Origin of the sequence: Mesorhizobium sp. CA14 (assembly GCF_020165195.1) — a bacterium.
In the GTDB taxonomy this organism is placed as follows: Bacteria; Pseudomonadota; Alphaproteobacteria; order Rhizobiales; family Rhizobiaceae; genus Mesorhizobium.
The window spans coordinates 36,127-47,153 of the sequence record NZ_JAIUHR010000037.1; the positions used below are offsets into that span (position 1 = coordinate 36,127).

An 11,027-nucleotide genomic window follows, 5' to 3' on the forward strand; every position below is an offset into this window, starting at 1 on the left:
GCGCGCGATCACCGCGCCCGACAGGAATATTGCGGGTAGAAATCATGAAGGCGTTCGAAAAACCGGAACATAGGGTCATTGCCAAAGCCATCGGGTTGATGGATCGAGACTTTCTGACCGCGAACCAATGCTGGTTTGGCGGCGGCACAGCCATTGTTATGAAGCTGGGCGAGTATCGCCGGTCACTGGATCTGGATTTTCTTTGCGCCGACGCCGGCGGCTACCGCGAGTTGCGGACACGGGCATCGGAATTCGGCGTCCGAGCCTTTTTTCCTGAGCCCGTTGAAGCTGTTCGGGACTTTCAGATCGACCAATATGGCCTGAGGACGGTGGTGCGCCTGACGGATCAACCGATCCGGTTCGAAGTCGTCCGGGAGGGCCGCATCGATTTGCGTGGTCATTTTGACGACGATCTGGGGATACCGGCCCTTGTTCCTGCAGACATGTTTGCCGAGAAGCTGCTGGCGAACGCCGATCGATGCCAGGATCGTGCCGTCGCATATCGAGATGCCTTCGATCTCGGGATGCTGGTTAAAGCGTATGGGCAAATCCCAACCGAAGCCCTCGACAAGGCGCAAACTGCTTATGGACCCGACGTCGAACGCAAAGTTGCCTGGGTGGTGGGTAAGCTCCGGGACAAAGGTGAACTGCGCGACGCAGCCCAGGTCTTGCAAATGGACCCTGCGGTGGGTGCCGACGCCATTTCAGCCTTGCGAGAGGAAGCGGCTCGCATCTGGCCGGAGGCAGGGAAGAGATAAGTTTCCCGCCTCAATCCCCTGCGACGAAGAACAGCCACTGACCCGCCGGCGTGATGCCGACGCGGTAGAAGATGTAGGCGCCGAACTGCTTCATGTCGTCATAGTCGCTGGCCGTGACCAGCTTGAACAATTCGACACGCTGCCTGGGATCGAGCTTGTCTAGCGGCAGCGCGAAGAAATACGGCCAAACATAGAGCTCCTGCGGCGTGCCGGTGTCGACATGCACATAGCCGGCCGAAAGCACCTCTTCCAGGATGGCGAGGATCTCCTGGCCGTCGCCGTCGCCCGAGAGGCCCTTGAGGAAGGTGACTGGGTCGCCGTCAATGTCGCCGAGCGACAGTTGCGTCATGGAATCGCCTTTGCCGATCAGCGGCCTCAGCTTCTCGATGTCGCCGCTTTTGCAGGCCTCGATGATCAGCCCATGCATGCGCTTGACCGGCTCGGGCAGCGTATTGAGATCGTAGACGACGGCGGGCGGCGGCGCGTCCGGTTCGGCGCGCGGACTGGTGATGCCGCCATTGGCGGGCGGCGTTTCCGGCTCTGACTTGTCGGTGTCGTCGACCGGCTGGCCGTCCGCGGGTTTGGTGCCGGGCGCCTCCGGCATCGGCACAGTGGTGCCGGGCGCGGCGCTGTCACCATTGGCGGGCGGGGTCACCGGCGAAGGCAGGTCCTCGCGCTGGATCTCACTCAGCGCGTAGGAAGGGGTGCTGCCGAGGCACAGGGACAGCGCCAGGCAGGAAGCGGCGATCAGGATGCTGAGGGCCGGCTCGTGCGGCCGGCCTGACATCGAAAATCTCACCGCTTGCCTCTCCATGGTTTCCGGGTTCCGTCCCGGTCGGCGCTCTGAATGTCCAGCGCACGGGCATGATGTCCAAACGGCGCGCCCCCGTCAAAAGTCACGCTCAAAAAGTCGCTATCGAAAAAGGGGACTAATGCTTAAGCCGTTCCGGCTCGAACGCGCCGGCGATCACCTTCTCGCGCATGCGGTCGAGCAGCGCCAGGGCCGAGGTCTCGCCATTGGCGCGCAGCATCTCGCCGAAAGCCGTCTCCAGTGCCGCTTCGGCGATGATTTCCGGTTCGATGCCAGCCGACAGGCCCTCGGCCCAGGCTTCGCTGTGGCTCTCCACGGCGGTCAGGCGCTTTTCTTCCCTGACCAACGCGTCGATGTCGCTGACACCATGTTCCATTGCGATGTCCACCCTTCGCAAGCGGCGATCCGAGGAGGGATCGGGCTCGACCTTTATCGGCAGCCTAGAATAAGTATCTGTAAATACGACATTTTTACGGTCGCAGTTCTACGTCTCGAACAAGGCTGCGCTCGATTGGTATTGAGCTTAGCCGATTAGCCCAGCTTGCGGCATCAAAACCTTCAGTTTGAGTTAATTCCGGATTTGTCCACTAACGTTTCATTAACGCTGTTGCGAAAGTGCAACACAGATTGCACCAGAGCGGGACAGGACACAATAACACACGCCATACTGGCGCCGTTGCCGCCAAAAACGTTGCCGCCGGACGAGCCGGGCTCAATTCCCGTAGCGGGAGGCGATGTCGCGCGACAGCGTCTCGCCTTCCTTCATGTAGCGCGCGATGGCCTCGGTCGCCGAAGGCGTGCATCGCGTGTAGGTGCCACTGAAGGAACGGTAGCCCCGATTGAACGAGGCGATGAAGCGGGCGCGCCGGTCGGGATCGGGATTTTCCGACTCGAGCAGCTTTTCCATCTCGACCCGCCACTGGTCGCCTTTTTCGCCACAGAGATTGCGCAAGAAATGCAGCGATCCGAGCACTTCGGCCAAGCGCATCAGCCCTGGCTCGAAAGGCGCCTCGGCGGCGAACGCCGGGGGTGCCGCTGCAGCGATGCTGACGGCGAGGCACGCGGCGAAAAAAGCGGAAGCGCGGGTCATCAAAGCCTTGCGATAAAAGGGCAGGGCTTTGTGGCGAAACATTTTGTCGCCTGCAAGGCCATTCTGGATGCTCACCGCCGGGCGTCTTGCGCGGGACCGAGCAACTCCTCGGCGACCGAGTACACATCGCCGGCAAGCGGCATCCCTGCCATTTCCGCCAGCGTGTAGAAAGCAGCGGTCTCGGCATCGTCGCTGGCAACGGGCTCGCCGCCGGCATAGGCGGCGCCGAACACCGTCAGCAGGTAGTCGACCGCGTGGTTTTCGGCATGGCCGTCGATATGGATGTCGCGGAGCGGGCAATAGCCTGTCGCCTCGAGCCCGGTTTCTTCCAGCAATTCGCGCGCCGCGGCCTCCGCCAGTGTCTCGCCCGGCTCGACCTTGCCGCCAGGGTAGGCGTAGAGCCCTTGCGACGGCGCCCGCCCGCGCTTGACCAGAAGCACGGTACCGTCCCGCACGACCGCGACGGAAACGGCCGGGATGATCTTGCGCTGTTCCATGCGTGCCGATCTTTCTGCAGCCTTTTGTGGACCGATTGGGCGAATCCAGCTTTAGCCGTTGCGGCGTGGCGGTTCCATCGCCACTTTCATGGCGCATCAACTGACGAGCCAGATCCATGTGCGGACGCTTTGCCCTGACCGCTACGCCGGACCAGACCGCCGCCTTCCTTGGCCTGGCCGAGCTGGAGGAATTTCCGGCTCGCTACAACATCGCGCCGACACAGCCGGTGCTGATGGCGCTTGCCGGTCCGCAGCGGGAACCTGGTTCGAACCTGCCGGACCGCCAGGCGATGCTGGTGCGCTGGGGCCTGATTCCGGCCTGGGTCGAGGACACCAAGGCGTTTCCGCTGCTCATCAACGCCCGCTCCGAAGGTGTGCTGCAAAAAGCCTCGTTCAAAACTGCCATGCGCCATCGCCGCGCTCTTGTGCCGACGTCCGGTTTTTACGAATGGCAGCAGTCGGGCGGCAAGAAGGGCCAGCCCTACTGGATCCGGCCGAAGCGAGGTGGGGTGATTGCCTTCGCCGGCTTGATCGAGACTTACTCCGAACCTGGCGGTTCCGAGATGGATACCGGCGCGATCATCACGACCGAGGCCAATGCCGGCATCGCCCATATCCATGACCGCATGCCGGTGGTCATCAAGGAACATGACTTCGCCCGCTGGCTCGATTGCCGCACGCAGGAGCCGCGCGACGTGCTCGACCTGCTGAAGCCCGTCGAGCCCGATTTCTTCGAGGCGATACCGGTTTCCGATCTGGTCAACAAGGTCGCCAACACCGGGCCGGAGATCCAGGAGCGCGGCGTGGTTTCGCCACAGGCCGAAAAGCCCAGGCGCCAGAAACCTGGCGCGGACGAAAACCAGATGACCTTATTTTAGCGAAGGCTGCTTGATTTTAGCGAAGGCTCTTGCCTCGAAAGGCTGCTCTGGGGCCTTCATCTCCAGGGCGCTCTTTGGCGCCCTCGTCGCCGGTGTCTCCTCGTTGGGCACCGTGCCGGTCGTTCCTTTCAAGCAGCGCGCGGCGAAACGATCTTCTGCGCGGGCTTCTTCTTCTTCGCGGTGTGGAGAAGGGCCGCGACGATTGCCGCCGGGCCGATCGCGCGGTAGTGGCTGGCGAGAGCCGGCTGCGCTTGTCGGTTCTGTTCCTGCTTGTTGCGAGGCATCGTTCTCTTCCCTGGTAACGGCTTCGTGTTCAGCGTTTGGCGGCTGATTCGGACCAAATCGTGACACTTGGCGGGTCTAGCCGGCGAATGTTTCATCACTGTGCCGACATGTTTAATAAAATGTTTCGTCCGGTCTTTACCTGTGATCCAACGACATCTTTCCTTGGCAGGGCGACTTGACGGCAACACCTGCCGGCGCGATAAAGCCGCGCATGAAAACGTCTTTCGCCATTTGTGGCATTTGCATTATTGGCTAGCCTCGCGCTGGTCCGGACGTTTTCGCCTCATCTTTCCCCAGATCGGAAAAAACGCCCCGGCCAGCAGGCTGGAGCCTGATTTGCGCCTTCGGTGCAGAGCTGGTTCCAGTGAACCCAAATTAAGGACCGGGACCGCATGTCGGACGCATCGAAGGGCCTCAGCCTCTACAACACGCTGACGCGGACCAAGGGACCTTTCGTCCCGATCGATCCGCGAAATGTGCGCATGTATGTCTGCGGCCCGACCGTCTACGACTTTGCCCATATCGGCAATGCGCGCCCGGCGATCGTCTTCGACGTGCTCTTCCGTCTGTTGCGCCATCTCTACGGCGAAAGCCATGTCACGTATGTGCGCAACATCACGGATGTCGACGACAAGATAAATGCCAGGGCGCTGCGCGACTTCGGCGACGACATCGCGGCCGGAAAGCTCTCGCTCAACGACGCGATCCGCAAGGTCACCGAGAAGACCGCCGACCAATACCACAAGGATGTCGCGGCCCTTGGCTGCCTTGAGCCGACCTACGAGCCGCGCGCCACCGAGTTCGTCGCGCCGCGGGCCGACGGCAAGGCCGACATGCTGTCGCTGATTTCGCAGCTAATCGAGCGCGGCCACGCCTATGTCGCCGGCGGCGAGGTGCTGTTCGACACGGCCTCGATGCCGGACTATGGCGAGCTCTCGAAGCGCAATCTCGACGAGCAGCAGGCGGGCGCGCGCATCGCCGTCGACGCGCATAAGAAGAACCCCGGCGATTTCGTGCTATGGAAATTGTCTTCGCCCGAAGAGCCCGGCTGGGAGAGCCCGTGGGGCAGGGGCCGGCCCGGCTGGCACATCGAATGCTCGGCCATGTCGGCCGCCTATCTCGGCGAGGTTTTCGACATCCATGGCGGCGGGCTGGATCTGATCTTTCCGCACCACGAGAACGAGATCGCCCAGTCGCGCTGCGCCCACGGCACCAAGGTCATGGCCAATGTGTGGATGCATAACGGCTTCCTGCAGGTCGAGGGCCAGAAGATGTCGAAGAGCCTCGGCAACTTCTTCTCGATCCATGAGCTGCTGGAGACCGACACTTTCGGCGGCCGCGCCTGGCCGGGCGAGGTGCTCAGGCTGGCGATGCTGATGACGCATTACCGCGAGCCGATCGACTTCTCGGTGCGCAAGCTGGAAGAAGCCGAAAACACGCTGCGCAAATGGAAGCGCGCCGCCGACCTCGCGCCTGTGGCGGCACAAGAACTGCCGGCCGAGGTGGTGGAAGAACTCTCCGACGATCTCGCCACCTACGCCGCCTTCCAGCGGCTGACGCAGCTCGCCGGCGAGGCGGTCGATGGCGGCGGCGAAGCCGGGAATGGCGCAGCCGCCTCGCTAAAGGCAGCGCTGGCCTTCCTCGGCTTCGATACCGGGGCGGCCAAGGTGGACGAGGCGGCGGTGGCAAAAGCGATCGCGGATCGTCTGGAGTTCATTGCCGACAAGAACTGGGCCGAGGGTGATCGCATCCGCAACGAGCTCCTGGCGCAGGGCGTGCAGCTGAAGGACGGCAAGGACCCCGCCACCGGCGAGCGCGTGACGACGTGGGAGATCAAGCGGTGAGGCTGGATCCTCGGGACCTGAAATTGGGGAGAATGGCGCGAGGCGCCCCCCTCTGTCCTGCCGGACATCTCCCCCTCAAGGGGGGAGATTGGACGTCGCCTTGGCTTTCGCCAATCGCCGACGTGGCAGATGAGATGCCGTCGGCGAAGCTGCTGATCTCCCCCCTTGAGGGGGAGATGCCCGGCAGGGGCAGAGAGGGGGGCCTCGCGATGACTCATCATCGGGTGTTTCCCGTCAATCGCGGCAATGCGCGCAAGATGCGCAAGCAAATGACAGATGCCGAATTGAAACTCTGGAACGAAGTCCGGGCACATAGGCTGATGGGCCTTTCCTTTCGGCGGCAAATGCCTATTGCAGGCTACATCGTCGACTTTGCTTGTCCTGATAAAAAGCTGATCGTCGAGATCGATGGCTCTCAGCACGCGCGTGCAGAAGTGTCGGCGTCCGATACTGCACGAACCGCGAAGCTCGAAGCTTTAGGCTGGACCATCCTGCGCTTCTGGAACGACGACGTGATCCGCGATATCGACAATGTCTGCCAGCACATCGTCATCGTGGCCGGCCTTGCCGATGCGCACGCGTCACAAAGGGAGGAGCTCGTCCAGTGATCGATCATCTCGGCATCAACGTTTCCGACTTCGAGAAATCCAAAACCTTCTATGACAAGGCGATGGCGCCGTTGGGGGCTTCGCTGCTCTACATGGTGCCTGAGCAATATACCAGCGGCGCCAGGGTCGGCGGTTATGGTCGCGACCGGCCGGTGTTCTGGTTGAGCGACAGCACGGATAAGCCGCGATCCACCCAGCATGTCGCCCTTACCGCGCGCAGCCGCGCCGAGGTTGACGCCTTCCATGCGGCGGCGCTTGCCGCCGGCGGCAGGGACAATGGCGGACCGGGCCTGCGTCCGCACTATCACCCCAACTATTACGGCGCCTTCGTCTTGGATCCCGACGGCAATAATGTCGAGGCGGTATGCCATGACCCGGAATAAGCCCACGACCAGGAGTGAGCGATGAGTCTCGACAACCGGCCGGTCTATACAGGCGGCTGCCAGTGCGGCGCCGTGCGCTTCCGCGTCGAAGGCGCGCTGGGCGACGCCTCGGTCTGCCATTGCCGCATGTGCCAGAAAGCGAGCGGCAATTTCTATCTGCCGCTGGTATCGGTGCGCGGCGCCACGCTCGACTGGACGCGCGGCGAGCCGAAACGCTTCCGCTCGTCCAATGCTGCCCGGCGCGGCTTTTGCGCCGAATGCGGCACGCCGCTGACCTTCGAGGCGCCGGATGGCATCGCGCTCGCGATCGCCGCCTTCGACGATCCGACCGGCATCGCGCCCACCATCCAGTGGGGCGTCGAAGCAAAACTTCCCTATGTCGACGGCATCCCAAAACTGCCGTCCGAGGAGACGATGGGCGATGTCTCGTCCGCGCCTTACCTCGCCGAGCTCGTCTCCTACCAGCATCCCGATCACGACACCGAGCAATGGCCGCCGGAGGAAAACCCATGACCGATCAAGTTCGAACCGGCGGATGCCAGTGCGGCGCCGTGCGCTTCCGCGTGCACGGCAAGCTTGGGCGCCCGTCCATCTGCCATTGCCGCATGTGCCAAAAACAGTTCGGCAATTTCTTCGGCGCGCTGGTGACGGTGCCGAAGGACGGCGTCGAGTGGACCCATGAGGAGCCGAGCTATTTCCAGTCCTCGGTCAACATCGACCGCGGCTTCTGCGCCCGCTGCGGCACGCCGCTGACCTACCGCCAGCCCGGCGCGCTGGAGATCGCCATCGGCGCCTTCGACGACCGCTCCGATCTCGCGCCGCAGATCCAGGTGAATTATGCGGTTCGCCTGCCCTGGGTGGAAAAGATCTTCGAGGCGCCGATCCTTGACGATCCCGATTTCTATCGGCGGCAGGAGCAGATCATCTCCTTCCAGCATCCCGATCACGAGACGGCCAATTGGCCGCAGCACGGTTTGAAACTATGACGATCCACGGCAGTTCCTTGCGCACGCTCTATCCCGAGGTCGAGCCGTTCGATTCGGGCATGCTCGACGTCGGCGACGGCCACACCGTATACTGGGAGCGCTGTGGCACCAAGGGCGGCAAGCCAGCCGTGTTCCTGCATGGCGGTCCGGGCGGCACGATTTCGCCGAAACACCGGCGCCTGTTCGACCCGAAACTCTACGACGTCATCCTGTTCGACCAGCGCGGCTGCGGCAAGTCGACGCCCAACGCCTCGCTCGAGGCCAACACCACCTGGCATCTCGTCGCCGATATCGAGCGCCTGCGCGAGATGGCGGGCTTCGACAAATGGCTGGTGTTCGGCGGCTCCTGGGGCTCGACGCTGGCGCTCGCGTATGCCGAGACGCATCCCGAGCGCGTCAGCGAGCTTGTCGTGCGCGGCATCTACACGCTGACCCGCGCCGAGCTCGAATGGTATTACCAGTTCGGCGTCTCGGAGATGTTTCCAGACAAATGGGAGCGGTTCCTGGCGCCTATCCCCGAGGCCGAGCGCGGCGACATGATGGCCGCCTATCGCAAGCGGCTGGTCGGCTCCGACCGCAAGGCTCAAGTTGAGGCCGCCCGTGCCTGGAGCATCTGGGAAGGCGAGACGATCACGCTGCTTCCCGAGCCCGAGACCAGCGACCCGTTCGCCCAAGACGACTATGCGATCGCCTTCGCCCGCATCGAGAACCACTATTTCGTCCATGCCGGCTGGCTGGACGAAGGGCAGCTTTTGCGCGACGCCTGGAAGCTGAAGGACATCCCCGGCACCATCGTCCACGGCCGCTATGACATGCCGTGCCCGGCGAAATACGCCTGGGCGCTGCACAAGGCCTGGCCGAAGGCCGATTTCCACCTCATCGAGGGCGCCGGCCACGCCTATTCGGAGCCCGGGATTCTGGACCGGCTGATCCGGGCGACGGACAAGTTCGCGGGGAAAAATTAACCGATGTACGGCGTTCCGTCACACCCCCCTCTGTCCTGCCGGACATCTCCCCCGCAAGGGGGGAGATTGGATGTCGCCTTCGCTTTCGCCAATCGCCGACGTTGCAGTGCCGTCGGCAAAGCTGCCGATCTCCCCCCTTGCGGGGGAGATCGCCGGCAGGCCAGAGGGGGGTGCTCAAGCGCCTTGCCGCGATGAAAAAGCAAAGATTGTTTCTCTTCGACACGACTCTTCGCGACGGCCAGCAGACGCCAGGCATCGACTTTTCCGTCGAGGACAAGATCGCGATCGCCAAGCTGCTCGACGACTTCGGCATCGACTATGTCGAGGGCGGCTATCCGGGCGCCAACCCGACCGACACGACCTTCTTCCAGAAGAAGCGGACTGAGAGCGCGAAATTCGTCGCCTTCGGCATGACCAAACGGGCAGGGGTCTCGGCCTCCAACGACCCGGGGCTGGCGGCGCTGGTGCAGTCGAAGTCGGATGCCATCTGCTTCGTTGCCAAGAGCTGGGACTATCATGTGCGCGTCGCGCTCGGCTGCACCAATGAGGAGAATCTGGACTCGATCAAGACTTCGGTCGAGACGGCGGTCGCGGCCGGCAAGGAAGCGATGGTCGATTGCGAGCATTTCTTCGACGGATTCAAAGCCAATCCGGGCTACGCGCTGGCCTGCGCCAAAACCGCTTATGATGCCGGCGCGCGCTGGGTGGTGCTGTGCGACACCAATGGCGGCACCCAGCCTTCGGAAGTGCGCGAAATCGTCGGGAAGGTCATCGCCGGCGGCATTCCAGGCGATCATCTCGGCATCCACGCCCATGACGACACCGGCCAGGCGGTCGCCAATTCGCTCGCCGCCGTCGAGGCCGGCGTGCGCCAGATCCAGGGCACGCTGAACGGCATCGGCGAGCGCTGCGGCAACGCCAATCTCATCTCCATCATCCCGACGCTTTCGCTGAAGCCCGCCTTCGCCGATCGCTTCGAAACCGGCATTTCGGCGGAAGACCTGACCGGAATCTCCAGGCTCTCCCGTGCCTTCGACGAACTGCTCAACCGCGCGCCCGAGGCGCAGGCCCCCTATGTCGGCTCCTCGGCTTTCGCCACCAAGGCCGGCATCCATGCCTCCGCGCTTGCCAAGGAGCCGGCGACCTATGAACATGTGCCGCCGGAAGCCGTCGGCAACCGCCGCCGCGTCATGGTCTCCGACCAGGGCGGCAAGGCCAATTTCCTCGCCGAGCTGAAGCGGCGCGGCATCGATGTGCCGAAGGACGATCATCGGCTCGATGCGCTGATCGCCGTCGTCAAGGAGCGCGAGGCGGAAGGCTATGCCTATGAGGGCGCCGACGCCTCTTTCGAGCTGCTCGCGCGAAAAATGCTGCACGGCCTGCCGGAGTTCTTCAACGTCACCTCCTTCCGCTGCATGGTCGAGCGCCGCTTCGATGCCAACGGCAATCTCAAGACCGTCTCCGAGGCGATCGTGAAGGTCGAGGTCGACGGCGAGGAGAAGATGTCGGTGGCGGAAGGCCACGGCCCGGTCAACGCGCTCGACATCGCGCTGCGCAAGGACTTGGGAAAGTACCAGAGCGAGATCGTCGACCTGGAGCTCGCGGACTTCAAGGTGCGTATCCTCAATGGTGGCACCGAGGCCATCACCCGCGTCCTCGTCGAATCGCACGATTCCACCGGCGCCCGCTGGTGGACGGTCGGCGTGTCGGAAAACATCATCGACGCCTCCTTCCAGGCGCTGATGGATTCGATCATCTACAAGCTGATGAAGAACCGCGAGATGGCGGGACTGGTGGCGGCGGAGTAGGCCGCCGCCCTTCCTCGCCCCACGTAGTGGGCTACGCTATGCACAGATCTTCTGTGACTGGCGCGACTGATCAGGCCGAGGCTTGATTGCGACGTGGTTCCCCCAATCCGTCGC

14 protein-coding genes are annotated in these 11,027 nt (G+C 63.2%); 9 read left to right on the forward strand and 5 right to left on the reverse strand.

Features of this window, described 5'->3' with window-relative positions; all coding sequences use genetic code 11:
- Window positions 1–44 precede the first annotated feature (44 nt).
- Window positions 45–758, forward strand: coding sequence for a nucleotidyl transferase AbiEii/AbiGii toxin family protein (locus tag LB565_RS27305; protein WP_224589199.1), 714 nt, complete (start codon window positions 45–47; stop codon window positions 756–758).
- Window positions 759–768: 10 nt separating this feature from the next.
- Here LB565_RS27305 and LB565_RS27310 read toward each other — a convergent pair whose 3' ends face one another.
- The 4 genes from LB565_RS27310 to LB565_RS27325 all read right to left on the reverse strand — a co-directional run bounded on the left by LB565_RS27310 (window position 769) and on the right by LB565_RS27325 (window position 3,156).
- On the reverse strand, window positions 769–1,557 hold the full coding sequence (locus tag LB565_RS27310; protein WP_411970698.1) for a hypothetical protein: 789 nt from the start codon (window positions 1,555–1,557) through the stop codon (window positions 769–771).
- A 130-nt stretch (window positions 1,558–1,687) separates the two neighbouring features.
- Window positions 1,688–1,945: a hypothetical protein gene (locus LB565_RS27315; RefSeq protein ID WP_040984202.1), complete on the reverse strand. Its 258-nt coding sequence runs from the start codon at window positions 1,943–1,945 to the stop codon at window positions 1,688–1,690.
- 336 nt (window positions 1,946–2,281) lie between these two features.
- Window positions 2,282–2,659, reverse strand: coding sequence for a TIGR02301 family protein (locus tag LB565_RS27320; protein WP_224589208.1), 378 nt, complete (start codon window positions 2,657–2,659; stop codon window positions 2,282–2,284).
- 71 nt (window positions 2,660–2,730) lie between these two features.
- Window positions 2,731–3,156, reverse strand: a complete 426-nt coding sequence (locus LB565_RS27325) for an NUDIX hydrolase (RefSeq protein ID WP_224589201.1) — start codon at window positions 3,154–3,156, stop codon at window positions 2,731–2,733.
- A gap of 116 nt (window positions 3,157–3,272) precedes the next feature.
- On the opposite strand from LB565_RS27325, the gene LB565_RS27330 reads away from it, so the two are divergent.
- Window positions 3,273–4,034 carry an SOS response-associated peptidase gene (locus tag LB565_RS27330; RefSeq protein ID WP_224589202.1) on the forward strand — a complete coding sequence of 254 codons (762 nt, stop codon included), beginning with the start codon at window positions 3,273–3,275 and terminating at the stop codon, window positions 4,032–4,034.
- A 128-nt stretch (window positions 4,035–4,162) separates the two neighbouring features.
- Here the strand turns inward: LB565_RS27330 and LB565_RS27335 are convergent, their stop codons facing one another.
- Window positions 4,163–4,318, reverse strand: coding sequence for a hypothetical protein (locus tag LB565_RS27335; RefSeq protein WP_224512488.1), 156 nt, complete (start codon window positions 4,316–4,318; stop codon window positions 4,163–4,165).
- A 393-nt stretch (window positions 4,319–4,711) separates the two neighbouring features.
- Between LB565_RS27335 and cysS the strand changes: the two genes are divergently transcribed.
- The 7 genes from cysS to cimA all read left to right on the forward strand — a co-directional run bounded on the left by cysS (window position 4,712) and on the right by cimA (window position 10,913).
- Window positions 4,712–6,163: a cysteine--tRNA ligase gene (gene cysS, locus LB565_RS27340; RefSeq protein WP_224589203.1), complete on the forward strand. Its 1,452-nt coding sequence runs from the start codon at window positions 4,712–4,714 to the stop codon at window positions 6,161–6,163.
- A gap of 209 nt (window positions 6,164–6,372) precedes the next feature.
- Window positions 6,373–6,771 carry an endonuclease domain-containing protein gene (locus tag LB565_RS27345; protein WP_224589209.1) on the forward strand — a complete coding sequence of 133 codons (399 nt, stop codon included), beginning with the start codon at window positions 6,373–6,375 and terminating at the stop codon, window positions 6,769–6,771.
- Window positions 6,768–7,154, forward strand: a complete 387-nt coding sequence (locus LB565_RS27350; protein WP_224589204.1) for a VOC family protein — start codon at window positions 6,768–6,770, stop codon at window positions 7,152–7,154. The genes LB565_RS27345 and LB565_RS27350 overlap by 4 nt, the downstream gene beginning before the upstream one ends.
- A 21-nt stretch (window positions 7,155–7,175) precedes the next feature.
- A complete protein-coding gene (locus LB565_RS27355) occupies window positions 7,176–7,667 on the forward strand; it encodes a GFA family protein (protein WP_224589205.1) in 492 nt (163 codons plus the stop codon).
- Window positions 7,664–8,140, forward strand: a complete 477-nt coding sequence (locus tag LB565_RS27360) for a GFA family protein (RefSeq protein ID WP_224589206.1) — start codon at window positions 7,664–7,666, stop codon at window positions 8,138–8,140. Before LB565_RS27355 ends, LB565_RS27360 begins: the two co-directional genes overlap by 4 nt.
- Window positions 8,137–9,105, forward strand: a complete 969-nt coding sequence (gene pip / locus LB565_RS27365) for a prolyl aminopeptidase (RefSeq protein WP_224589210.1) — start codon at window positions 8,137–8,139, stop codon at window positions 9,103–9,105. Before LB565_RS27360 ends, pip begins: the two co-directional genes overlap by 4 nt.
- Before the next feature lie 191 nt (window positions 9,106–9,296).
- A complete protein-coding gene (gene cimA, locus LB565_RS27370; RefSeq protein ID WP_224589207.1) occupies window positions 9,297–10,913 on the forward strand; it encodes a citramalate synthase in 1,617 nt (538 codons plus the stop codon).
- Window positions 10,914–11,027 lie beyond the last annotated feature (114 nt).

Coding starts and splice junctions, on each gene's coding strand:
- LB565_RS27330 (WP_224589202.1), top strand. CDS start 3,273: ATGTGCGGACGCTTTGCCCTGACCGCTACGCCGGACCAGACCGCCGCC.
- LB565_RS27360 (WP_224589206.1), top strand. CDS start 7,664: ATGACCGATCAAGTTCGAACCGGCGGATGCCAGTGCGGCGCCGTGCGC.
- LB565_RS27320 (WP_224589208.1), bottom strand. CDS start 2,659: ATGACCCGCGCTTCCGCTTTTTTCGCCGCGTGCCTCGCCGTCAGCATC.
- LB565_RS27335 (WP_224512488.1), bottom strand. CDS start 4,318: ATGCCTCGCAACAAGCAGGAACAGAACCGACAAGCGCAGCCGGCTCTC.
- cimA (WP_224589207.1), top strand. CDS start 9,297: ATGAAAAAGCAAAGATTGTTTCTCTTCGACACGACTCTTCGCGACGGC.
- LB565_RS27345 (WP_224589209.1), top strand. CDS start 6,373: ATGACTCATCATCGGGTGTTTCCCGTCAATCGCGGCAATGCGCGCAAG.
- LB565_RS27325 (WP_224589201.1), bottom strand. CDS start 3,156: ATGGAACAGCGCAAGATCATCCCGGCCGTTTCCGTCGCGGTCGTGCGG.
- cysS (WP_224589203.1), top strand. CDS start 4,712: ATGTCGGACGCATCGAAGGGCCTCAGCCTCTACAACACGCTGACGCGG.
- LB565_RS27355 (WP_224589205.1), top strand. CDS start 7,176: ATGAGTCTCGACAACCGGCCGGTCTATACAGGCGGCTGCCAGTGCGGC.
- LB565_RS27305 (WP_224589199.1), top strand. CDS start 45: ATGAAGGCGTTCGAAAAACCGGAACATAGGGTCATTGCCAAAGCCATC.
- LB565_RS27315 (WP_040984202.1), bottom strand. CDS start 1,945: ATGGAACATGGTGTCAGCGACATCGACGCGTTGGTCAGGGAAGAAAAG.
- pip (WP_224589210.1), top strand. CDS start 8,137: ATGACGATCCACGGCAGTTCCTTGCGCACGCTCTATCCCGAGGTCGAG.